Source organism: Arthrobacter sp. Soil782 (assembly GCF_001428435.1).
Classification (GTDB): Bacteria; Actinomycetota; Actinomycetes; order Actinomycetales; family Micrococcaceae; genus Arthrobacter_D; species Arthrobacter_D parietis.
Window position 1 is genome coordinate 835,037 of record NZ_LMSO01000001.1, and the last position, 23,110, is coordinate 858,146.

The 23,110-nt window shown below is 63.4% G+C and carries 22 protein-coding genes and 2 pseudogenes; 16 read left to right on the forward strand and 8 right to left on the reverse strand.

Annotation, left to right across the window (positions count from 1 at the left end; translation table 11 throughout):
* Window positions 1-40 precede the first annotated feature (40 nt).
* The 5 genes from ASH00_RS03985 to ASH00_RS04005 form a co-directional block, all read right to left on the reverse strand.
* Entirely contained in the window at window positions 41-1,336 is a 1,296-nt protein-coding gene (locus tag ASH00_RS03985; RefSeq protein ID WP_082565871.1) for an extracellular solute-binding protein, read from the reverse strand.
* 276 nt (window positions 1,337-1,612) lie between these two features.
* Window positions 1,613-2,857 carry a type II toxin-antitoxin system HipA family toxin gene (locus ASH00_RS03990; RefSeq protein ID WP_056545245.1) on the reverse strand — a complete coding sequence of 415 codons (1,245 nt, stop codon included), beginning with the start codon at window positions 2,855-2,857 and terminating at the stop codon, window positions 1,613-1,615.
* Entirely contained in the window at window positions 2,854-3,147 is a 294-nt protein-coding gene (locus ASH00_RS03995) for a helix-turn-helix domain-containing protein (RefSeq protein WP_200954738.1), read from the reverse strand. The genes ASH00_RS03990 and ASH00_RS03995 overlap by 4 nt, the downstream gene beginning before the upstream one ends.
* Window positions 3,148-3,209: 62 nt before the next feature.
* A complete protein-coding gene (locus tag ASH00_RS04000) occupies window positions 3,210-5,510 on the reverse strand; it encodes a beta-galactosidase (RefSeq protein WP_082565945.1) in 2,301 nt (766 codons plus the stop codon).
* A 41-nt stretch (window positions 5,511-5,551) separates the two neighbouring features.
* Window positions 5,552-6,253 carry a FadR/GntR family transcriptional regulator gene (locus tag ASH00_RS04005; RefSeq protein ID WP_056545251.1) on the reverse strand — a complete coding sequence of 234 codons (702 nt, stop codon included), beginning with the start codon at window positions 6,251-6,253 and terminating at the stop codon, window positions 5,552-5,554.
* 130 nt (window positions 6,254-6,383) lie between these two features.
* Here ASH00_RS04005 and ASH00_RS04010 point away from each other — a divergent pair, with 130 nt between their 5' ends.
* The 10 genes and pseudogenes from ASH00_RS04010 to ASH00_RS16340 form a co-directional block, all read left to right on the forward strand.
* Entirely contained in the window at window positions 6,384-7,838 is a 1,455-nt protein-coding gene (locus ASH00_RS04010) for a four-carbon acid sugar kinase family protein (protein WP_056545253.1), read from the forward strand.
* Window positions 7,839-7,888: 50 nt separating this feature from the next.
* Window positions 7,889-8,791, forward strand: a complete 903-nt coding sequence (locus ASH00_RS04015; RefSeq protein WP_056545254.1) for an NAD(P)-dependent oxidoreductase — start codon at window positions 7,889-7,891, stop codon at window positions 8,789-8,791.
* Window positions 8,792-8,908: 117 nt separating this feature from the next.
* Window positions 8,909-10,324: a GntP family transporter gene (locus ASH00_RS04020; protein WP_056545257.1), complete on the forward strand. Its 1,416-nt coding sequence runs from the start codon at window positions 8,909-8,911 to the stop codon at window positions 10,322-10,324.
* 172 nt (window positions 10,325-10,496) lie between these two features.
* Complete coding sequence (locus ASH00_RS04025; protein WP_056545258.1) at window positions 10,497-10,754, forward strand: hypothetical protein; 258 nt, start codon at window positions 10,497-10,499, stop codon at window positions 10,752-10,754.
* The gene (locus ASH00_RS04030) at window positions 10,751-11,032 is read left to right on the forward strand and encodes a hypothetical protein (protein WP_056545260.1); all 282 of its coding nucleotides are present in this window, start codon (window positions 10,751-10,753) and stop codon (window positions 11,030-11,032) included. The genes ASH00_RS04025 and ASH00_RS04030 overlap by 4 nt, the downstream gene beginning before the upstream one ends.
* Entirely contained in the window at window positions 11,022-11,312 is a 291-nt protein-coding gene (locus tag ASH00_RS04035) for a hypothetical protein (RefSeq protein WP_056545262.1), read from the forward strand. Before ASH00_RS04030 ends, ASH00_RS04035 begins: the two co-directional genes overlap by 11 nt.
* Before the next feature lie 41 nt (window positions 11,313-11,353).
* On the forward strand, window positions 11,354-11,617 hold the full coding sequence (locus ASH00_RS04040; RefSeq protein ID WP_162252838.1) for a type II toxin-antitoxin system prevent-host-death family antitoxin: 264 nt from the start codon (window positions 11,354-11,356) through the stop codon (window positions 11,615-11,617).
* Window positions 11,618-11,759: 142 nt separating this feature from the next.
* Window positions 11,760-11,906, forward strand: a pseudogene (locus ASH00_RS17210) (type II toxin-antitoxin system RelE family toxin); the annotation flags it as partial.
* A 215-nt stretch (window positions 11,907-12,121) separates the two neighbouring features.
* The gene (locus ASH00_RS04045; protein ID WP_056545267.1) at window positions 12,122-12,565 is read left to right on the forward strand and encodes a PRC-barrel domain-containing protein; all 444 of its coding nucleotides are present in this window, start codon (window positions 12,122-12,124) and stop codon (window positions 12,563-12,565) included.
* Window positions 12,566-12,592: 27 nt separating this feature from the next.
* Window positions 12,593-12,997, forward strand: a pseudogene (locus ASH00_RS16340) (alcohol dehydrogenase catalytic domain-containing protein); the annotation flags it as partial.
* A gap of 387 nt (window positions 12,998-13,384) precedes the next feature.
* On the opposite strand, the gene ASH00_RS04050 reads toward ASH00_RS16340, so the two are convergent.
* Window positions 13,385-15,277: an FAD-binding monooxygenase gene (locus tag ASH00_RS04050; RefSeq protein ID WP_056545269.1), complete on the reverse strand. Its 1,893-nt coding sequence runs from the start codon at window positions 15,275-15,277 to the stop codon at window positions 13,385-13,387.
* Window positions 15,278-15,516: 239 nt separating this feature from the next.
* Here ASH00_RS04050 and ASH00_RS04055 point away from each other — a divergent pair, with 239 nt between their 5' ends.
* Genes ASH00_RS04055 through ASH00_RS04080 form a run of 6 tightly spaced genes read left to right on the forward strand, consistent with a single transcriptional unit; the run spans window position 15,517 to window position 21,986 of the window.
* The gene (locus ASH00_RS04055) at window positions 15,517-17,019 is read left to right on the forward strand and encodes a fumarylacetoacetate hydrolase family protein (RefSeq protein WP_056545270.1); all 1,503 of its coding nucleotides are present in this window, start codon (window positions 15,517-15,519) and stop codon (window positions 17,017-17,019) included.
* A gap of 1 nt (window position 17,020) precedes the next feature.
* Window positions 17,021-17,719, forward strand: coding sequence for a GntR family transcriptional regulator (locus ASH00_RS04060; protein WP_056546625.1), 699 nt, complete (start codon window positions 17,021-17,023; stop codon window positions 17,717-17,719).
* A 24-nt stretch (window positions 17,720-17,743) separates the two neighbouring features.
* Window positions 17,744-19,279, forward strand: a complete 1,536-nt coding sequence (hpaE, locus tag ASH00_RS04065; protein ID WP_056545272.1) for a 5-carboxymethyl-2-hydroxymuconate semialdehyde dehydrogenase — start codon at window positions 17,744-17,746, stop codon at window positions 19,277-19,279.
* Window positions 19,280-19,315: 36 nt separating this feature from the next.
* Window positions 19,316-20,407 (forward strand): 3,4-dihydroxyphenylacetate 2,3-dioxygenase, encoded by a 1,092-nt coding sequence (gene hpaD, locus ASH00_RS04070; RefSeq protein ID WP_056545274.1) that lies wholly within the window; start codon window positions 19,316-19,318, stop codon window positions 20,405-20,407.
* Window positions 20,408-20,409: 2 nt separating this feature from the next.
* Entirely contained in the window at window positions 20,410-21,195 is a 786-nt protein-coding gene (gene hpaH / locus ASH00_RS04075) for a 2-oxo-hept-4-ene-1,7-dioate hydratase (protein ID WP_056545275.1), read from the forward strand.
* On the forward strand, window positions 21,180-21,986 hold the full coding sequence (locus ASH00_RS04080; RefSeq protein ID WP_200954739.1) for an HpcH/HpaI aldolase family protein: 807 nt from the start codon (window positions 21,180-21,182) through the stop codon (window positions 21,984-21,986). Before hpaH ends, ASH00_RS04080 begins: the two co-directional genes overlap by 16 nt.
* Here the strand turns inward: ASH00_RS04080 and ASH00_RS04085 are convergent.
* On the reverse strand, window positions 21,983-22,591 hold the full coding sequence (locus ASH00_RS04085; protein WP_082565874.1) for a HutD/Ves family protein: 609 nt from the start codon (window positions 22,589-22,591) through the stop codon (window positions 21,983-21,985). The two genes, ASH00_RS04080 and ASH00_RS04085, sit on opposite strands and share 4 nt — an antisense overlap.
* A 30-nt stretch (window positions 22,592-22,621) precedes the next feature.
* Complete coding sequence (locus tag ASH00_RS04090; RefSeq protein WP_056545278.1) at window positions 22,622-23,056, reverse strand: DUF2269 family protein; 435 nt, start codon at window positions 23,054-23,056, stop codon at window positions 22,622-22,624.
* Window positions 23,057-23,110: the final 54 nt, after the last annotated feature.

Here is a 23,110-nt window from a genome sequence, read left to right on the forward strand (position 1 = left end):
CGGAGGCGTCGGTGATCCCGGAGGCCCTCCGGCTGGTGTGCTAGTTGTTGACGACGAGCTCGTTGAGGAGCTTTACGGCTTCGTTCCAGGCTTCGTCAGCCGTACCGGAGCCTGTATCGAGGATCTTCAGTGCCGGCGCGAAGACGTTCTCCTGAATCACCGAGTCCTTCGGACCCTTGAACTGCGCGACGACGCCCTCGGCCCGTGAGGCGAAGATGGCACCGTAGGGAGCGTCATTGAAGAGCTCATTGGGTACGGCGTCTTCCACAATCTGCTGCTGTGCCTCGATGGTGCTGGGGAAGTTGTTCGCTGCGGCGGACTGCTTGACCTGCTGCTCCGGGGCGGTCAGCCATGCTGCCAGCTTGGCTGCCTCTGCCGGGTGTTCCGAGCTTTCAGGAACGGAGAGGAAAGCTCCACCCCAGTTGGAAGCGCCGCCCGGGAACACGTCAGCTACGTCCCAACCGGTCTCGGGTCCACCGCCTGCGGATTCAAGCTGCTCCTGGATGGTGCCGAGCATCCAGGCGGGGCACACATGGACGGCGAAGGAGCCATCAACGAAAGCTTTACCCTTGCCCCAGTCGAACTGCTTCTGGTTGGCGGACAGTCCGTCGGCTGTGCCGGCTGCAAGGAGATCGAACTTGGCGCGCATGGCCTCGTTGCCCTCGACATTCAGCGCGCCATCGGCCGTGTAGTAGCCCTCCTCCATCTGGTTTACCATGGAGTTCCACACGAACGCGGACTGGTCATACCAGGCTTTGCCGGTGGCCTCGTTGTACTGCCGGCCCAGGTCGAAGTAGGTCTCCCAGGTGGCGTCGTCGCCGCCGAAGAGTTCAGCAACTTCTTCGCGGTCCGTGGGGAAACCTGCTGCCTCGAAGAGGTCCTGGTTGAAGCACAGTGCCTGCGGCCCGATGTCGGTGCCGTAGCCGATGACGCGGCCGTTGGGATCGGTGCCCTGCTCGAACTTCCAGTCCACCCAATTGTCCTTGATGTCCTGGGCACTGTGCTCATTGAGGTCTACGAACTGGTCAGACACCTCCATGATCTGGCCGAGCCAGCCCTCCTCGACGGCGACGACGTCGCTCAGACCGGATCCGGCTGCGAGTTTGGTGAACGCATCGACGCGGGCGTTGGCGCTGCCGTCGATGTTGTTGGCCTCGATGGTTACGCCGGGGTTGGCTTCTTCGTATTCGGCATACAGATCGTCGTAGCCGAAGTTGCCGAAGGTGGTGATGGACAACTCGATGGGGTTCTCGGCGCTGGCCGGTTCATCGCTGCTGCTGCCGCAGCCCGTGGCAACGAATGCCAGGGTCATAGTGCCGGTGAGGGCGGTGATCATTTTGGTGCGTCGTGAAAGGCTCACGGTCACTCCTTTGTGTGCGTGCTTCGATGGGGAAAGGGCGTGCTGAATTCCACTGGCTGGCCTTCTGGAAACGGACGGGATCAGCCTGCGCGGAGAGTGATGCGAAAATTTGATGGAGCGCTCCATCGGCGGTTCAGTCAATCTACAGATGACCTGGGTCACATGTCAATAGAGCGCTCTATCAAGTCTCTTCGGGCGCCTCAGGCGTGCATCACAACGGAATTGAAGGCACGGCTGTTGCCTCGCGAATCCTTACGCGCGGCGGGCGGTACGTCCGTCGAGCAGATCCTTGGCGCGGGCCGGCACGATGTGGCGGAGGAAATCAATCTCAGGGATTGACGGCGTCGCTGCCGCTGCATCTGCAGTGGATTCCACAGTTGTCGCGACAGTCAATCTGGCATCGGCGGCACCGAGTCCCCAGGCAACACCTTCACGCACGATGTGCTCGAGCGTCAGGTAGGGCAGCTTGATCTGGCCGCCGAGGGCGTGGCCGGCGTTGACCGAATGGGCGTGCAGCAGGAGTGTCGGCGCAGCGTCATACAGGGGTGCCAGCTGGACTTCACCGCCATCCAAAATGAGCACGCCGTAGTTCTTCGAATGGGCATCGCCATTGCCTATGAGCGCATTGAAGGTGACGGCACTCAGCAGTTGGCGGAGGAACGCCTCCTCATTGCGTGCGTGTGGCGCAGCCAGGGAAGTGAGCGTCATCAATCGCGACGGCGGTGCTGTGGTTCCTTCGTATTTTGCGTTGCTGGAGAGTCCGAGCGCCTGGGTAAAATCTTCTTGGTGTATCCGGTCGCCTGTGGGTGTCCGGTCGTATCGCTTCACGACGATGGCGCCGCGGGAACCGAACGTTTCCAGATGCGACTGCGCGGCGGGCAGATCTGCGGCAGCTGCAACTTTGAGCGCCCAGTCCTCGGAGGCAAGAAGGTGAGGCACAGGGGAATCCAGCGGCTCCGGCTTGATGATGTGGGTTGAGATTGTGCCGCCGCCCGGCCACGCCCAGCTGCCGTCGATCCAGCTCAGAAGCACCTTCGACTGCACACCGCCGAGCGACGCGGTTATCATGAAGTTTCTTGGCAAGTCCCACGTTGGAAGCGCCTCGATCAGACTCACAATTTCATCCGCTGTGATCGACCGGCCTAAACCTGCCTGCTGCGGTTCGACACCAGCCGGCAATGCCTGCACTGCGCCGGCGCAGTCTGCACCCAGGACACGCAGTAATCCGAGAGCATCGGGGGTCGAGACCCCGTTCTCTTTGGCCAACTGGGATCGCACTTGGCCCTCAGGAAGTAGGCCATCGAAGTAGTTATAGACGGCCGGGCCTACGAGCTTCCTGCGGGAAACGGGCAGCGCAAGGGACAGCAATGTGGCTCCGACGCCATATTCGGCGACAACATCGGCATCGTACTGGAAAGCAAGCTTCAGCGATGTGCCCGAAAGCACCCCGATATGGCGGCCATACAGGTAAACCTCCAGCGCGCTGCGGCGGCTCACTTCTTGACCTGCAGCCTCGAAAATCGCGGCACCAGTGCTACATCCCGTCCGATGATTCGTATCGCATGCATTGCCACGACAACAGACACCGCCTCGCCATTTTCAAGTCGAACGACAGTGCCCCGACCGACGCCCAGGCGAGCAGCCAACTCCCGCTGAGTCATACCAGCTTCCTTGCGAGCTTCGCTGATAGAGCGTCCCAACGATGCTGCATCTACCGCACGGAAGAACGGCGTGGTATCCGGATGTTCCATATATCGATCATAACCTGAACGGGTGTAAATGTTCAATATACGGAACATTTCATGATTGGACGCTTATGTTCGATATCGCGCACTTCAAAAAGCAGAAGCTAAGCGAATCCGGATAGCTGCGTTGCTTCGAAGGTAAGGACACATGCACTCGTGATCTGCGCCACCGGCTCCACTAGCGATGCCCTGATCCGGTCAGCGTCCGCCGGCAGCCACACGGGAGTATCGGCAGCGAGTGGAAACACCGCCACCTCGACCGCCCGCCTGTCGGTGTCCGCCGCCGGCGTGATGTCGATGTCAGACACCGAACCGTCCCAGAACACGTCCTCCTCACGGCCTTCAAACAACGACGAACCCGTGTCACCCACCAGCTCAAGGCGCAGCAGGGAGCGTTCCCCCGCCTTCGCCTGACCGCTAACGCTGATGGTGTAGCGGGCGGCATGCGCAGCGAAGTCATCGGGGGACGGCGCGGAGGCGCGCCCCGGTACGGTGACGGGCCGTGCCGGCGGTGCGGAAGCGGGAGCTGTCCGTGCGATCCTCACTTCGTGCGCCTCGGACGATACGGTGAACGGGTGGCGCGAGAAACCGTCGTCGTCCGCTTCTCCCATGGGAGGGAATACTGCCGCGGTGCCGGGTTGGTGCGCGTACACCGCAAGTCCGCCATCCCGCTCCACCACAGGGGCAGACGAAAGCACCAGACGACGACGGCCGCTGACAGTAGGCGTCCACGCTTCCAGCGCCTGGGACGCCGAAAGAACCAGCACGCGCAACCGCCCACCCCTCTCACTGGTCAGCGTGAAGAAGCCGGGGCGAAGGTCTTCGAGCACCCGCTCCACACCCACCGGCACACTGGAATGGCCCTCAACCGCGTACGCGGCCGGCACGGCCAGGTGGGCATCGACGCCGTCGTTCGCGGCGAGCACCAAAACCGGCGGCTCCCCCTCGGCTTCAAGCACGGTCAGGACATTGAGCGTGGCCCACCGGACGACGACGCCACCTACCTCCAGCTGCACCGGCCAGGAAAGGAACTCCCCGGCCGGGAGATCGACCGTCCGGTGCGGGAACAGGACACTCTGGTCATCCAATCCGATCTCGAACTGCATGCCGGTCCGGGCGGGCAGCGGCTCATGCGGCCGGTGGTTGTTGATAAATACAAAGCCGCTCCCACCGTCGCTGCGCAGTGACCAGCGCAGGCCGCCGTCGTCGTCGTCGGTTTCCGGGATGGTCGCATTCATTGCCGCGAGACGGGAGCCGAAAGCATCCAGGAAGGAGTGCTGGTTCCGCAGCCGGTGGAAGCTCTCCCGAATCTGGAGGTGGGCGCCGATGGGTGCGCCGAAGTCGTAGTTCAGTTCAGGCAGGTCGTTCGGGTAGCCGGTGGCGTGGGACTCCTGCAGGCCCTTGCGCGGATTGGTCCCGCCAACATACATGTAGTAGCCCTGCCAGGTGGACCCGCTGCCGATCTTGCAGAGCGCGACGGCGGCAATATCCCGTGCGGTCGGCGCCGGACGCCGGTGGTAGGCCTTCGCCATTCCGCCGCCGAGTTCGCAGGTGGCGGCCGGGAAGTCGGGATGCTTGGCGCCGACGACGCCGGTCCAGGCGGCACCCGCGAGGTCCTTGCCGATTCCGGGGTCATCCCACTGGTGGGAGAAGGTGAAGTGGGCCTGGAAGCTCTCATCCCAGCCCTGATCCATATCCACCCAGAAGCCGTCTGAGTAGCCGCCGTAGAGCGGGAACACCTCGCCCACCGGGATGTCCGCGCTGCCCCAAGCCGTTGCGGTCCACAGCGGCGCGTAAAGCCCGCTCTCCCGGGCAAGGTCCTTGAGGGCGAGAATGTGGTCCGGCTGGTCGTAGATCTCGTTCTCGAGCTGGATGCCAATCACCGGGCCACCGCTGCCACAGAGGCCGGCCACCTCACGGCCGATCTGCCCGAACCAGGTTCTGACGGCGTCGAGGTAGCGGGGATCGTTGGTGCGTTCGGTGTAGTCCGCGTTGACTACCCAGTCCGGATGACCGCCGTTGCGGACCTCGCCATGGCACCACGGGCCGAGGCGAAGGATGACCTCGAGCCCAATCTCCTCACACAGCTGCACGAACGCCGCGAGGTCGAGGTTGCCCTCGAAGCTTGGAGTGCCGTGTTCCTCCGGCTGGTGATGAATCCAGAAGATGTAGGTGGCGACGACGTTGATGCCGCCCGCCTTCATCAGCCGCAGCGCATCGGCCCAGCGTTCGCGCGGCTGGCGGCTGTAATGCATCTCGCCGGTGACGGGAATCCACGGTTCACCGTTCCGGAGAATGCTGCGGTTGGTGAGCGCTAAGCCGGGGCGGGCGTCGACGTCGTTGGCCATCCGTGGGCGGGTTTCGGGAGCGTCCCAGCCAACGTGGGAGATCTTCAGGGCGGGCATGGTTTCGACGGTAAGCGCATTCCGCGCACCGAGCAACAATGTCAGGGTTCCAGGACGTACGCCAACAGATCATTGAGCGTCTGCTCCATGTGCCGATCCATGGCCAGCCGGGCGCGTTCGGTGTCATGCGAGCGCATGGCGTCCATGATGTTGGCGTGCTCGGCAATGGCGTTGATCTGAATCTGGACCACCTTCGAGGTCTGCGCGCGCCGGGAGGCAAGGATCCGGGTCAGCGGCTCAAACAGCACCGCAACAAACACGTTTCCGGACGCATGCAGGATCAGATCATGGAAGGCGAGATCGGCAGCGACGAAGCGGTCGACGTCGTTCTCTTCATGGGCGGCGCGCATCTGCGCCAGCTGCCCGTCCATCTCGGTGAGTTCCTCGGCGGTGATGCGGCTCGCGGCGAGTTCAGCGGCGCCGGTTTCGAGCATGCGCCGCAATTCGATTAGCTGCACGGCCACCGCAGCATCCTCCTGGCCCTCGGACGCGGCACGCAGCACGGCTTCAAGGGACGACCACTGGTTCAGCGGGTTCACGAACGTCCCCCGCCCACGCTCCACGCGGAGAATCCGGCGTGCCACGAGAGTCTTCATCGCTTCGCGGACGGTCATGCGGCTGACCTCGTGCCGCGCGCTCAGTTCGAGCTCGCCCGGAACACCGGATCCAGGCGGGAATTCACCGGCAACAATGCGGTCGAGCAGCTCATCAGCGACTTCATCGACCAGCGATTTGCGTGCCATGCTCCCCCTCTTCCAGTGGTCAGCCCAGTGTACTTGCGCGTCTGCATGGCCTATGTCACACTTATCGACATGCAAGATGTCTGACATCTTACATTCGAATTGAAGCCAGCTATACACAACGGAGTGCACAGTGACCACTGAGACAAACCTCCTCGCCGGTTACCCGGCCGAACTCGCCGTATCCGCCGACGCGGTGGCGCAAACGCTTGAGAACCGCATCTTCGTAGTGCTCGACGACGACCCCACCGGCACGCAGTCGGTCTCGGATCTGCCGGTCCTCACCCGCTGGGAGACCGAGGATTTCACCTGGGCGTTCGGCGAGGGAAAGCCCGCGGTGTACGTGCTGACCAACACCCGAAGCCTTGATCCCGCGGAAGCCGCCGCCCGCAATGAGGAAGTGGTCCGCAACGCGCTCGACGCCGCTGCCCAGTCAGAATCCGACCTCCGCGTGAGTTTCGTCAGCCGCAGCGACTCCACCCTCCGTGGGCACTACCCGCTGGAGCCGGACGTTATTGCCGCCGCTGTGGCCGAGATGTCCGGTGAAGCTACCGACGGCGTCGTCATCATCCCCGCCTTTCCCGACGCCGGCCGCATCACCATCGGCGGAGTGCACTACACGCGCGGAAGCGAGGACGAACTTATTCCAGTCGCTGAGACCGAATTTGCGAAGGATGCCACCTTCGGTTTCGCGAACTCCGCGCTACCGAAGTATGTGGAGGAGAAGTCCGGCGGGCGGTTCTCCGCCGGTGACGTGATCGTTCTCGACCTGAACATCATTCGCGCGGGCAGCGAAACCAGCGATCCGGAGCTCTCGGCGATAACCATCGCTGACGCGCTCGACGGCGCTACCGGCTCCACTCCGATCGTCGCGGACATCGTCACCGAGAACGATCTCCGCGCGCTCTCGCTCGGCCTCGCCGAAGCTGAACGGCGCGGCAAGCGCCTGCTGTACCGGGTGGGCCCGCCGTTCATGCGTGCCCGCATCGGGCAGGATGTCCGCGAGCCGCTCACCAGTGACGAAGCGTTCGCCGGTAGCAGCCCGAGCACTGCGGGCGGCCTTATTGTTGTCGGCTCCCACGTGGGCGTGACCACACGGCAGTTGAACGTATTGACCACCGAGCACAGCGCAGCCCGCATCGTGGAGATCGATGTCGAGCGCCTGTTCACCGCGGATGCGGACCGCTACCTCGACGAGGTCGTGGACACCGTCAGCACCGCCCTCAACGGCGCGGACGTCATTATGCACACCAGCCGCCTCCTGGTGCGGGCCGATGATCCGGCCGAGAGCCTTCGCATTGCGCGCACCGTTTCTGCCGCCGTCGTCGACGTCGTCAACCGGACGTTGAAGGCGTTCCCTCCCCGCTTCGTCATTGCGAAGGGCGGCATCACCTCATCCGATGTTGCAGCCCACGGCCTCGAGATCCGCCACGCGATTGTGCGCGGTCCCATGCTGCCCGGAATCGTGAGCCTCTGGGCGCCCGTTGACGGCCCCGCCAAGGGCATCCCCTACATCGTCTTCGCGGGGAACGTCGGCGACGACCGCTCCCTTGCAGACGTGACGCGCACCCTCAGCGTCACCTTCTGACGGCTTTCCCACTGCACAGTTCAACCCAGCACGTACCAATGGAGATACAGATGAGCACCACTGATTACCAGGTCACCGTCCTCGGCCTCGGCGCGATGGGGCTGCCGATGGCAACCCGACTCGCAACACAGCTGACCGTGCACGGCTTCGACATCGCCGAGGAGCGGCTCAAGCTGGCGAACGACGCCGGTGTGCGCACCTTCGCTTCCGGGCGGGACGCGACGCACGGCGCCGACGCCCTCCTGCTCGCCGTCCGTAACGGCGAGCAGCTCACCGAGGTCCTGTTCGGCGAAAACGGTGTCGCCGCAGCGCTGAAGCCGGGCGCCGTCGTCATCCTTACCAGCACCGTCGGCACCGAGGCGATTGCCGGCACTGTCTCGCGTCTCGCGGAATTCGGCGTTGCCCTCGTTGACGCGCCGCTGTCCGGCGGACCGAAGCGGGCCGGAGAGGGGGACCTGCTCATCGTCGTGGGTGCTGACCCTTCGGCTGTTGAAGCGGCCCGCCCGGTGTTGGAGCTGCTGGCGTCAACGCTGAGCATTGTCGGCGACAAGCCGGGCGACGGCCAGGCGCTGAAGACGGTGAACCAGCTGCTGTGCGGCGTTCACATTGCCGCTGCCGCTGAGGCGATGGCGCTGGCCGACGCACTTGGCCTCGACCAGCAGAAAACCTTGGCCGCCCTCGAGGCTGGAGCCGCCGGATCCTTCATGCTCTCCAACCGCGGCCCGCGGATCCTCGAGGCCTACAGCGAGGACGGCGCCGAAGTACTGAGCCGGCTCGACATCTTCGTCAAGGACATGGGGATTGTCGGCAAGGCCACGCGCGGCGCCGGGCTGGCAACGCCGGTCGCTGCCGCGGCTGAACAGCTCTACCTTCTCGGTCAGGCCCAGGGCCTCGCCGCTGCGGATGATTCCGCTGTCATCCGGGTTGTTGCGCCGACGAAGCGCAGCGCCTGACGTCGTCGCTCACTACACCATCACTGAGCGCACCGTTCGCTCTCAGGCGGCTCCCGCCGTCGTCGTTTTTATTAGCAGCCTCACTGCGAGGCTCCTGTTGTCATAGGAGACACCCTTATGAGCCCTCTCGCTCTCCTCGCCATTGCAGTAGCGGGCGTTGCCCTGCTGCTCGTGGGAGTTATCAAGTTCAAGATTCCGGCGTTCCTCGCGCTGCTGGTGGTGAGCGTGCTTGTGGCGCTGGTCGCGGGCATTCCGCTCGGCGACATCGTCAGCACTGTCACTGACGGTATGGGCGGGACGCTCGGCAACGTCGCGATCCTCGTGGGCCTCGGCGCCATGCTCGGCAAGATGATCGAAATCTCCGGCGGCGCCCAGGCGCTGGCGGGGAAGTTCACCTCGGTGCTCGGCCCGCGCCGCGTGGTTGCAGCACTGACGTCCGCGGCGTTCCTGCTGGCCATTCCCGTGTTCTTCGATGTCGGCTTCATCATCCTTGTGCCGATCATCTACGGTTTCGCCAAGGCGGCCGGCGTGAACCCGGTCAAGTTCGGCCTGCCGGTTGGCGCCATCATGCTCGCCATCCACGTGGTGGTTCCGCCGCACCCCGGTGTTGTGGGAGGAGCCGGAATCCTCGGCGCGGATATCGGCTGGACCACTGTCCTGGGCCTGCTGCTCTGCATCCCCGTCGGCGTACTGGGCTACTTCGTTGCGCAGAGGCTGAACCGCCGCGAGTACGAGATGCTCCCCGCCACCGCCGCCCAGTTCAAGCTTTTCGGCACCGGCGAGTCCGACGTCGAGCGCGACGCAGCCGCCGGCGGCACCGGTGGAGTTGCCACGCAGGTCCGCACCGCGCCGAGCCCTGCGATGATCATCTCCCTGATCGTGCTTCCCATCCTGATGATCATGGTCGGGACAGTCGGCGCCATCCTCCTGCCCGAAGATACCTTCGGCCGGGACCTCGCCGGGTTCATCGGCTCACCGCTGATCGCGCTGCTGACGGCTCTGGGCCTGACCTACTACTTCCTGGGCATCCGCCGCGGCTGGTCCTCCCAGCACACCGGCGAGGTCATGGATTCAGCGCTGGCTCCCACCGCGATCGTCATCCTCGTGACCGGCGCCGGCGGCGTCTTCGGCAAGGTACTGACGGTTTCCGGTATCGGAACGGCGCTGGCTGAGGGTCTCGCTGCCGTTGGTCTGCCCATCATTGTCATGGCGTTCATCCTGGCCGCAGTTCTGCGTGCGTCGCAGGGTTCGGCAACCGTCGCCATCATTACGACGGCGGGACTTCTCAGTGCAGCCGTCGCGGCCGGCGGCTACTCCCCCGTGCAGACGGCGCTCATCCTGATCGCGATCGGTTTCGGCGCGTTCGGTTTGAGCCACGTGAATGACTCCGGCTTCTGGATTGTTACCCGCTTCCTGGGCCTCTCTGTGGCGGATGGCCTTCGGACCTGGACTGTACTGACTACCATCCTGGGCGTTGCCGGCTTCCTTCTCACCCTTGTGGTGTGGGCGCTGGTGGGCGGGTTCGCGGTCTAGGTTCGCCTTTCCGCGATACCGTTCGCGCCTCCCGTTAGCTCTTTTGCCATCCGATAGCGGCCTACCGCTATCGGATGGCAAAACTGTTATCGGATCAGCTGTAGTCATCGGCTCTCCCACCCGTTATTGTTCGGAACAGTCCGCTCCTTGTGCAGGGGCGCCGAGGGGGGAAATGAACTGGATCCGCGCCAACCGGCTGATTGCAGCCGGTCTTGGCATCGCCGTCGTCGGGCTTGTGCTGGTTCTTGTTGCCGGGGCCACCGCGCCGCCTGTGACGTTCGGCTGGTTCGCCTACGCACCGTTGGCCAACAACGCCGTCGTAGCACCCGGCCCGACGGCGGGTGAAATCTTCGGAGGGTCCCTCGCTGGAGTGGGACTCATCCTTTGCGCCGGGGCCCTCGGTTACCTGCGGGGACGGCACCGCACATGAGGCGGCTGCTGATCTCGCTGCTGGGCGTCGCCGCGCTCCTGGTCCTGGCCGGGGTGTCGCTGCTATTTGGCCGGCCGCCAGCCGCTCTCCCGCTTCCCACCGCTCAGTCTGAAGCGAGCATCGCGTACGGTTCGGAGCTCGTGATCGCGTACGACGACGGCGCCTCCTCCTCCGATCTGCTCACCACCGCCGGTGGCCTGCTGGTGCTGGGCGGCCTGATGATCAGCGCCGGCGCCTACGGCGGCCGGCTTGCGAAGGATGCTCCGGATGCGGACTGATTCCGGTTGGCGGAAAGCGATCGCGGTGTTGGCGGTGGGAGCGTTGCTGGTGGTTCTCGGCGTGTTTCTGGTGATCGGTTCCCAGCCGGCTCCCACGCAGGACTTCGGTTTTGTCGGAGGGCAGGGCCAGGAATTCCACCTCACCTCGAACGGCGTCCTCAGCAATGGCCCCCTGTTGTTCAGTCCCACGATGGGCGGGGTGTTGCTCGGTGCCGGGGTGGCGCTCGCGGCCGGCGTCGGCGGGTTCGTGCTTGGCCGTCGTCGTCTTGGCTCGGGCTAGTCCTGGGCCACCCCTTCAGCGCGACGATGTACAATTTGTACATGACTACAGAGATGACGGTGAGTCAGGGTCGGGCTGAGCTCAGCGCCGTGACCGCCCGTGCAGAATTCGGCGGCGAGACCACCTACCTCACCAAACACGGGCATCGCGCCGCAGCCGTGGTGCCGGCAGCATCTGCCGAGTTGCTCGAACAACTGGAGGATCTCATCGACACGAGGAGCGTTGAAATCGCCCTCGCAAACCTTGACTCCGGGAAGGACGAGCGAGTGCCCTTTGTCCGCCGCAGTGGCGCTAACCCCGCATAGTGACTTACTCCATCGCGCTCCTTCGTTCAGCAGACAAATTCTTGTCCAAGTTGGTGAGACAACAGCTGACCGATGCGCAGAATATTGAAGAAGTAATTCAAAGCCTGGCGAATAACCTCATCCGCCCGGATGCAAACAACTCAAGGGCTACTCCGGCATATTCCGTATCAGAGTAGGCAACTACAGGATCTGTTACCGCGTAGACGACGGCGAGCTACTCATACTTGTGATTGTCATCAACAAGCGGGACGAAATCTATCAGGAGCTGCGGCGTCATCTAGGGCGCTGAGCGAGATTGCTGGACGTTACGTAGCTATCCAGTAGCGAAGCTTCGCCGCTCGCTGGACTACTCCGGGATTCTCCGTGGCGCGTAGAGGTGGCGTACATCGGACCGCGCCCTTGCCTGATCCCCCGGCCCGTGATTCGGTGGGAAGTGGGGCTGACAGCCCCGGTCGGGTTCCGACTCACCGAATCCATAGAGGAACCCGAGAGTAGGAGAGGCACATGGCTACGAACAACCCCGCCAAACTGATCAAGCTAAGCGACAGCGATCAGACGGTGACTGCCGAGGAAGACATCCGCGGACTCAGCGTCAAGGACAAGGACGGCGAAGATCTGGGGCAGATCGATGCACTGCTGATTGACGACGCCGAGAAGAAGGTTCGCTTCCTGGTGGTCGCCTCCGGTGGATTCCTCGGGATCGGCAAGGAGAAGTCGTTCATCCCGGTCGAGGCGATCACGCGTATTGCCGATGAGGTCACCATTGACCAGTCCCGCGAACTGGTCGCCGGAGCTCCGGGTTATGATCCTGAGCTGGTCGACGAGGCCGCCTATTACGAGGACGTGTACGGGTACTACGGATACATGCCGTATTGGGGCGCCGGCTACGCTTACCCGACCTTCCCGTACTACCCGCCTGTTCCGCCTGCCCGCTCTTCGGACAAGTAGGGGCGGTTCGACGCTTAGACTCCGAGGATGCGCGCAGTAGTTTTCGACCAGGTTCAGGGCCGGCCCAATGTTCGGGAGGTACCGGCCCCAGCGGTCACTCCGGGCGGCGTCGTGGTCAAAGTGATGGCAACAGGTTTGTGCCGCAGTGATTGGCATGCTTGGGCCGGCCACGAGGACATAGCGTTTCCCCACGTTCCCGGCCATGAGCTTGCCGGCATCGTCACCGAGGTGGGTGCCGACGTCGTCCGGTGGAAGACTGGAGACCGTGTGGCTGTCCCCTTTGTGTGCGGCTGCGGCCGGTGCGAATGGTGTCTGACCGGAAATGCCCAGGTGTGCCCCAATCAGCAGCAGCCGGGCTTCACACACTGGGGATCAGCCGGGAGACTGAGAAATTGGCTGGCGATCAGTGCCGCGACAACTGTGGCCGTAGCACGGACAAGACGGGGACGGCTCATTGGCTTCCTCGAAGTGAGACCCCCGGGAACTCCGGGCAGTGGGACGCCCGGTTGCTTCCCCCGCGCGTAGTGTATATCGGCTGGGATCGGTGAGGGAATAGTTCGACGACGAGCGCTCGGCCTGCATGCTCGAATCGACAGGTGCCGCGCAGGCGCCCGACTCACCTTAAGCTGGAACGCGTGATCAACGGGACAGTGCGCGCGCAGGTAGACAAAGCGTGGGGTACCTCCAAATTTACATTCAGACCACGCGGTATAAGGAAGGCAATAACGTCGACCTGGAAACGATTCAGCCTTCGTCGACTTCGAGTTACCCTACATGCACGAATATCTACTCAGTAGGTTGCAGCAGTAGCGACAACATTCAGCGCGGCACGCCCGCCCGCATTCCCGCAAAGAACTCGCCCAGCTCCGCGGTAGCCGTCAGAGGCAACACATTGGCCACGTACTGGTCGGGGCGGACAACGACGACGACGCCGCCACGGTCCAGCCCGCGCAGCTCGAAGATGTCCTCCGCCTGGTCGGTGCCGAAGACCTTCTCCAGGTAGTTCAGCTTGAACGGCCCGACTTCAGGCTTGAAGACCGCTGGCACGGCGTTGATGTCGATGCTCTGGTGGTCCTGCTGATAGATCACCTTGACGTCGAACCACGCGTCGAGGTCGGCTCCCTCGGGCGTTGCAGCGAGCGGTGACTCCGGTGAGTTCGTCAGCCACTCGGCGAAGTTGGTTACCTTCGATGGATTGCCCGGCAGTGGCTCGTCCGCGAAGACGTAGATCCGCCAACGACCGTCAGCCGTTGCATGGTGGCCGAGGTGAAGCGGGTTGGTGTCGCACACCCGGACTACCGGTGCAGATTTGAAGCGCTTGCCCACGGGGAAGCCGGTTGCCAGTTCCTGATGTACTGCCTCGGCAACGATCATCGACGGCGAGTACTCCGTCATGAATCCGGCGGGGAACTCCATGGTTCGGACGTAGAAGTTCTCGAGTTCGGTGGGGTCCTCGAACTCTTCGGGCTTCTTCGCCATGAGCGAGGACCACTGCTTGTCGAAGTCGATGAGGTTCTTCGCAACCACCTGGCGTTCCGCCGAGTAGGTGGACAGCAGACTTTCCTTGCTCCGGCCTTCCAGCACATGGCCGAGCTTCCAGGCGATGTTGAAGCCGTCCTGCATGGAGACGTTCATGCCCTGGCCGGCTTTGGCGCTGTGTGTGTGGCAGGCGTCTCCGGTGATGAAGACGCGCGGGGTGCGGGTTCCAATGTCCTCCGGAAGGACGTCGTCGAACCTGTCCGTGAGTCGGTGGCCAACCTCGTAAACACTGTTCCAGGCGACGTTGCGGACATCGAGCGTGTAAGGGTACAGGATTGCGTTGGCCTTCTCGATGACCTCCTCGATGGTGGTGCTGCGGATGTCACCCTTCGTGTGCGCGTCCACCTCACCGAGGTCCACGTACATGCGGAACAGATGGCCCCCTTCGCGCGGAATGAGCAGGATGCTTCCGCCCGTACCGGATTGGATGGCGCACTTGAGCCGGATGTCCGGGAAGTCGGTGACGGCGAGGACATCCATTACGCCCCATGCGTGGTTCGCCGCATCACCGGCGAGCGTGCACCCAATCGCCTGGCGGACTTTGCTGCGTGCTCCGTCCGCCCCGATCACGTACTTGGCGCGGACCGTGCGCTCCTGCCCTTCGCGGGGCCCGGCGGTGTGAAGCAGGGTGACGGTCACGGGGTACTCTCCGCCTTCATCGACCTCGAGGCTTTGGAAATCGAGTCCATAGTCCGGGGTCATGCGGGTAGGTGCGTTTGCCATGAACTCAGCAAAGTAGTCCAGCACCCGCGCCTGGTTGACGATGAGGTGTGGAAACTCGCTGATGCCCGTCGGGTCATCGAGCGGGCGAGCCGTCCGGATGATGCGTGAGGGGTCCGCCGGATCCGGCTTCCAGAACGCCATTTCGGTGATCCGGTACGCCTCGGCCGTGATGCGCTCGGCGAACCCAAAGGCCTGGAACGTCTCAACGCTACGGGCCTGGATACCGTCCGCCTGCCCGATTGCGAGCCTCCCTGGGCGGCGCTCCACCAAACGCGTGGTGATATTCGGGAACTGTGACAACTGCGCAGCGGCAAGCATGCCGGCCGGACCGCTGCCGACAATCAGGACATCGACCTCCTCCGGCAGTTCTTCGGACCGATTCACGCCGACGCCGGCTGCCGCCTGGACACGTGGATCACCGGAGACGTAGCCATGATGATGGAAGTGCACGCGCTGTCCTCACTCACTTCTTCGTGAAACTTTGGGAATGCCCGCCATTGTGTTCACTATCTGAACAGCTATTTCTATAATCGAATGACGGTGCCAAAACTGTACGACGAACATGATGCGCAACACAACCGTTCCAAGCACCTGAACGAAGGGTTGACGTGCTGCACTTCACAAGACAGACTTATCGTATACGATTTCGTACATCGAAACATCGCTTGGATCTATTAGGAGAACGCGGCATGACAACGGAGTCACAGACCACCGAAGCAAGCAGCCAGCTCCTTGCCCGCACCCGCAAGGTCATTGCCGTCCACATCAACTACCCGAGCCGCGCCGCCCAGCGCGGGCGCACCCCCCAGAAGCCCTCCTACTTCCTCAAGCCGCCGTCGTCGCTCGCAGTGGGATCCACCGAAGCGCCCGGTTCGGTCGAACGCCCGGCCGGCTGCGAACTGCTCGGTTATGAAGGGGAAATCGCCCTCATCATCGGCAAGCCGGCACGCCGGGTCCGCCTCGAGGATGCTTGGGGCCACGTGGAATGGATCACCGCAAGCAATGACCTGGGCGTCTATGATCTCCGCTACGCAGACAAGGGCTCCAATCTCCGCTCCAAGGGTGGTGACGGATTCACCCCCGTCGGGCCGCAGCTCATCCCCGCGGGGGAGGTCGATCCCGCCGCAATGAGGGTGCGCACCTGGCACAACGGTAACCTAGTGCAGGATGACACCACCGAGGACCTCCTCTTCCCTTTTGCCCAGCTCGTTGCGGACCTCTCGCAGCTCCTCACTTTGGAGGAAGGCGACATAATCCTCACCGGCACGCCCGCTGGAGCGTCAGTCGCCCAGCCCGGTGACGTCGTCGAGATCGAGGTCACCGCCGGCAGCTACAGCAGCGGCAAGCTCACCACCCGAGTGGTGGAGGGAACCGCGCCGTTCGCGGACTTCGGCGCGCAGCCCAAGGCGGATGACGCCCAGCGTGAAGAGGCGTACGGATCACGCGAGGCCGCCGGTTTGGAACCGAGCAGGCAGGCACTGACACCGGAACTCAGGAAGAAACTCGAAAGCGTTGCTACCGCCACCCTGTCCTCCCAGCTGCGCAAGCGCGGTCTGAACAACGTCAGCATCGACGGCCTGCAGACCACGCGCCCGGACCGCCGGGTTGTGGGCGTGGCCCGCACTCTGCGTTTTGTGCCCAATCGTGAAGACCTCTTCAAAACCCATGGGGCTGGCTTCAACGCACAGAAGCGTGCCATCGATTCAGTGAACGACGGCGAGATCATCATCATGGAGGCACGCGGCGAGAAGGGCACGGGAACAGTGGGTGACGTCCTGGCCCTGCGCGCCCAGGTACGCGGTGCGGCAGCCATCATCACGGACGGCGGCGTCCGGGACTTCTCGGCCGTCGCTGATCTTGATATGCCAACCTACTTCGCCAATCCCCACCCCGCGGTCTTGGGCCGCCGGCACATTCCGTGGGACACGGACATCACCATTGCATGCGGCGGAGCCACCGTGCAGCCCGGAGACATCATCGTGGCTGACTCCGACGGCATCATCGTGATCCCACCGGCCCTCGCCGAAGACCTCGTCGAGGACTGCATCCAGCAGGAAAAGGAAGAGACTTTCATCTTCGAGATGGTCAAGCAGGGCAACGGCGTTGACGGGCTTTTCCCGATGAACGCGGAGTGGAAGGCGAAATACCAGGAGTGGGCGGCCTCAGCTTCGGAAGGAGCATCAGGTGGTTGATATCGCCTTTGGGCCATCCGTCGTTGTACAGACCTCCGGTGACATCAAGCCCGGCAGCAAATCCGAGCAGGCATACATTTCAATCAAGGCTCGCATTGTGGAGGGAACCTTCTCCCCTGGATACCGGCTGGTATTGGCGAAGATCGCCGAGGACCTCGGCTTCAGCGTGGTGCCGGTACGGGAAGCGATCCGGCGGCTGGAAGCCGAAGGGCTTGTGAAGTTCGAGCGCAACGTCGGCGCCACAGTCTCCGGGATCGACCCCACGGAGTACCTCTATACAATGCAGACGCTCAGCATTGTGGAGGGGGCGGCCACCGCGCTGTCCGCGCCGCTGATTGACTCCGCAGCGGTCGCGCGGGCGCGGGCCGTCAACACGGAGATGCGCGACTGCCTTGATCACTTCGACCCCGCGCGCTTCACGAGGCTCAACCAGGACTTTCACAGCGTCCTGTTTGAGCACTGCCCCAATCCGCACATCCTGGATCTTGTTCATCGGGGCTGGAACCGACTCGCAACGCTGCGGTCCTCTACGTTCCGGTTTGTCCCCGGACGCGCACGCGAATCAGTCAGCGAACACGAAGACCTGCTGCAACTTATCGAATCGGATGCCGACGCCGACACCATTGAACGCGCGGCACGAAGACACCGCTCTGCCACTCTCGACGCTTATCTCGCGCAAGCGCCCGCCACCACCCAGTAGATTCCAGCAGTCAGGAAGAGAACAATGACGTCCACCGTTTCTGAGACCCATTACGTGCCGAAGGACCTGCCCACGCACATCCAGCACTACATCAACGGCAACTTCGTCGATTCACTGAGCGGCAAGACCTTCGATGTCCTGGACCCGGTATCCAACAAAAACTACGCCACCGCGGCGGCGGGCCAGAAGGAAGACATCGACCTCGCGGTCTCCGCCGCACGTGATGCGTTCCTCAACGGTCCCTGGCCAAAAATGAAGCCGCGCGAACGTGCCCGCGTCCTCAACAAGATCGCTGATGCGGTGGAAGCGCAGGAAGCCCGCCTCGCCGAGCTCGAGACCTTCGATACCGGCCTTCCGATCACCCAAGCCAAGGGTCAGGCGCAGCGGGCAGCCGAGAACTTCCGCTTCTTCGCGGACCTGATCGTGGCCCAGTTCGACGACGCCATGAAGGTTCCCGGATCACAGATCAACTACGTCAACCGGAAACCCATCGGCGTGGCCGGGCTGATCACCCCGTGGAATACACCGTTCATGCTCGAATCCTGGAAGCTGGCCCCCGCGCTGGCGACCGGCAACACCGTGGTACTCAAGCCCGCTGAGTTCACGCCCCTCTCCGCATCCCTCTGGGCGCAGATCTTCAAGGACGCGGGGCTCCCGGACGGGGTCTTCAACCTGGTCAATGGGCTCGGCGAGGAAGCGGGCGACGCTCTGGTCAAGCACCCGGACGTTCCGCTGATCTCCTTCACCGGCGAGACCACCACCGGGCAAACGATCTTCCGCAATGCCGCGGCCAACCTTAAGGGCCTGTCGATGGAGCTCGGCGGAAAGTCACCGTGCGTGGTTTTCGCCGATGCGGACCTCGACGCCGCCATTGACTCCGCGCTCTTCGGCGTCTTCTCCCTCAACGGCGAGCGCTGCACCGCCGGATCCCGCATCCTCGTGGAACGCGCCATCTACGACGAGTTCTGCGAAAGGTACGCGGCGCGCGCGAAGACCATCGTCGTCGGGGATCCGCATGACCCGAAGACGCAGGTCGGCGCGCTGGTCCACCCGGAGCACTACGAAAAGGTGGCCTCCTACGTGGAGCTCGGCAAATCCGAGGGCCGGCTCCTTGCCGGCGGCGGTCGTCCGGAGAATCTGCCCGAAGGGAACTACATCGCACCGACTGTCTTTGCCGACGTCGCGCCTGAAGCACGGATCTTTCAGGAGGAAATCTTCGGCCCGGTTGTAGCAATCACCCCCTTCGAGAACGACGACGAAGCGCTGGCCCTCGCCAACAATACAAAGTACGGTTTGGCCGCCTATATCTGGACCCAGAACCTCACCCGCGCGCACAACTTCGCCCAGAACGTGGAGGCCGGCATGGTCTGGCTCAACAGCCACAATGTCCGCGACCTCCGCACGCCGTTCGGCGGGGTGAAAGCCTCCGGTCTGGGCCATGAGGGCGGCTACCGCTCCATCGATTTCTACACCGACCAGCAAGCCGTACACATCACCCTTGGCGCCGTCCACACTCCGAAGTTCGGCAGCGTCGAAGACTCCGCCGCCAACGAAGGCTAGACACTTTCCTGCACTGCTCGAAGAAGAGAGAACATCATGACCAACTTCGTTCCCACGCCCGCCGCCCCGGCACCGGACATTGTCCGCTGTGCCTACATGGAGATCGTGGTCACCGACCTGGCCAGGTCGCGCGAGTTCTACGTTGACGTCCTCGGCCTGCACGTCACCGAGGAAGACGACAACACCATCTACCTGCGTCCCCTCGAAGAGTTCATCCACCACAACCTGGTGCTGCGCAAGGGACCGATTGCTGCCGTGGCCGCCTTCGCCTACCGCGTGAAATCCCCCGCTGAGGTGGACGCTGCGGAAACGTACTACAAGGAGTTGGGTTGCCGCACCGAACGCCGCAAGGAAGGCTTCACCAAGGGCATCGGTGATTCCGTCCGAGTCGAGGATCCGCTGGGCTTCCCCTACGAGTTCTTCTACGATGTGGAGCACGTGGAGCGCCTGACCCAGCGTTACGACCTCTATTCCGCAGGTGAACTTGTCCGTCTCGACCACTTCAACCAGGTGACCCCGGACGTGCCGCGCGGCCGGAAGTACCTCGAGGACCTCGGCTTCCGCGTCTCCGAGGACATCAAGGATTCCGACGGTGTCACCTACGCCGCGTGGATGCACCGCAAGCAGACCGTCCATGACACGGCGCTGACCGGCGGCAACGGACCACGCATGCATCACGTTGCCTTCGCGACCCACGAGAAGCACAACATCATCCAGATTTGCGACAAGATGGGCGCGCTGCGCATCAGTGATCGGATTGAGCGCGGCCCCGGCCGGCACGGCGTGTCCAACGCGTTCTACCTGTACATCCTGGACCCGGACGGCCACCGCATCGAGATCTACACGCAGGACTACTACACCGGGGATCCCGACAATCCCACCATCACCTGGGACGTGCATGACAACCAGCGCCGCGACTGGTGGGGCAATCCGGTTGTGCCGTCCTGGTATACGGAAGCCTCCCTGGTCCTGGACCTAGACGGTAACCCACAGCCGGTGGTTGAGCGTGAGGAGAAGAGCGAGATGGCGGTCACCGTTGGCGCCGACGGCTTCTCCTACACCCGGAAGCAGGACGACGACGGCGCGGACAGCCAGCCGCAGGGGTTCAAGCTCGGGGCGCAGCTGTAAGCATGATGGATCACGCGACAATCGAGGCCATTGCCGACGAACTGGTGGAAGCCGGCCGCAGCCGCACCCCGGTTCCCCTGCTGACCGCCCGCTACCCGGACATGACGGTGGAGGATTCCTACGCTGTCCAGCAATTGTGGCGGCGCCGCAACGAGGAAGCCGGGCGCAAACTCGTAGGCCGCAAGATCGGTCTCACGTCCAAAGCCATGCAGGCCGCTACCGGGATCACAGAGCCCGACTACGGCGCCATCTTCGATGACATGGTGCTGGAGACCGGGTGCTCGGTGGAGTGGGACAAGTACACCCATCCACGTGTTGAGGTGGAACTCGCGTTCGTTCTGAAGGACGGGCTGAAAGGCCCCGGCTGCACCATTTTCGACGTGCTCAATGCAACCGACTACGTGGTTCCGGCCCTCGAAATCCTGGACTCCCGGATAGAGATGGAGGGCCGGACAATCGTGGACACCATTTCGGACAACGCCGCGATGGGCGCCATGGTGGTGGGGGGCCGTCCGGTGAAACCCGACGCCGTGGACCTTCGCTGGGTTTCCGCCATCCTCTACAAGAACCAGACCGTGGAGGAAACCGGGGTAGCAGCCGGCGTTCTGGACCATCCTGCCGCGGGCGTCCACTGGCTGGCGAACAAGATCGCCGCCCACGGAGACAGATTGTTGGCCGGAGACATCATTCTCGCCGGATCCTTCACCCGTCCGCTCTGGGTTCATAAGGGCGACACCGTGCACGCCGACTACGGGCCGCTTGGAGCTGTGACATGCCACTTCCGCTAACCGCCACTTTCCGCGACGTGATGGCCACAGCCGAGCGTCCGCTCGCCGGCATGTGGGTTTGTTCCGGTAGCCCGCTGATCGCTGAGCTGTGCGCGGGAGCGGGCCTCGACTGGATCCTGATTGACGCCGAGCACAGCCCGAACAGCCTCGAGACAATCCTCGCCCAGCTCCAAGCCATCCACGGCTACCCAGTGCACACCATGGTGCGGCCACCCGTGAATGACACTGTCCTGATCAAGCAATACCTGGACCTCGGCGTGCAAAACCTGCTCATCCCGATGGTTCATTCGGCGGCAGAGGCCGAGGCCGCTGTGGCTGCCACCCGGTACCCGCCGGAGGGAGTGCGCGGCGTTGGCTCGGCACTGGCACGGGCGGCCCGTTGGAACCGTGTTCCCGACTACCTTGCCCGGGCCGGGGAAACCGTCAGCGTAGCGGTTCAAATCGAATCAGCAGCAGCTGTTGAAGCTGTGGAGGACATCCTGGCGGTGGAGGGCGTCGACGCCATCTTCATGGGCCCCGCCGACCTCGCCGCTTCCATGGGGCTGCTCGGCCAGCAGGAGCATCCGAAGGTGCGCGCCGCCGTCGAACGCTGTCTCGATGCGGCGAAGAAGGCCGGCAAGCCTGCCGGTGTGAACGCCTTCAATCCCGATACCGCTCTCCACTACATGGACGCCGGCGCCGGTTTTATCCTGGTCGGCGCTGACGTTGCCCTGCTGGCAAGGGGATCTGAGGCCCTCGCTGCTCAATTTGTACCCGCTGCCGACGACGATGGACCCACGGTGAGCTACTAACCCTCCGGCAGACTCCCGCCTTCGCCCTCCCGGGTCCATAGCTCGATGACAGCAGCATGAGCGCCGCGCTCTCCCTCGATATCGAGGGAGAGCATCGCGCCGGTGCCGTTCTCGATTCTTGCGAGCTCCTGCTCGCCGAGTAGAAGTCCGTCTCCCTGGGAGCATCTAAGTGCCGCCTGTCCTACAGCAGCAAAGATGAGGATCGTCGGCGCGTCCGTGACCAAGTGCTGCGCATTCGACAATTCGATCCAGGTGAGCCGGGAGTCTATGCGGCCCTTCCGGTAAATCAGGTTGAAGTCGCGAATAGGGCCACCAACCAGCGCGCATTCAGTCCTCCCGGCGCCGTCGAACGTGAAGGCTTCGAAGGGACTCAACGCTCCACTCGGCTGACTATCCACCGTCAGGTGCATACCGGCACCTTCAAGCACTGTGATGACCCGCCAATAATCCGGAAAGGAGGAGAACGGCCCGTCGGTGGCGACGTCGGCTATGGAGAGCCGCCAGTCGTACCCTTCCACCGGGCCGGAGCGCGCCACCTCAGTAGTGAAGCCGGCGCCATTTTTCCACGGCATCCGAACATAGCTTTCCGCCGTATAGTGACGCATCGCTCAACCCTATCGGCTGACCGCTATCGGTCAGGGCTTCCACACCATGAGGACAACAGTGGCAAGGAGCAGGAGCGCGACCGTCCCTGATCCGGCGGCAACCGCCGGGTAGGTGGCGCCGCGACCACCGTTCACGCTCATGGTGTGAGCTGCTTTCCGCAGACCGGGAACAACGAGGATCAAATTCAGCGCGAAGGCGATGACGTAGAGGATCAGTGACGCCATCACCCACGGGGTGGTGACGGAGAGGTCGTACTGCGGGTCCGCCATTCCCAGCACCCCGAAGCCGAAAAAGGCCACGGCTAGAGACAGGTAGGTGAAGAGCGCAGTCGATTTCGCGAGCGTCGTCACCTGGCTGGCTGCCCCAGTGCGGATGGTGCGCAGAGCGGTCATTGGGAGTATGGCCATCGGACCGATGATGAAAACGGCCGTAGCGACGTGGAGGATGTTCAGGATGGTGTCCATGGTGTTTCTTTCTTCCTTTGCGAGATAGCGGACTGCGGCCATGAGCCGCGGGTC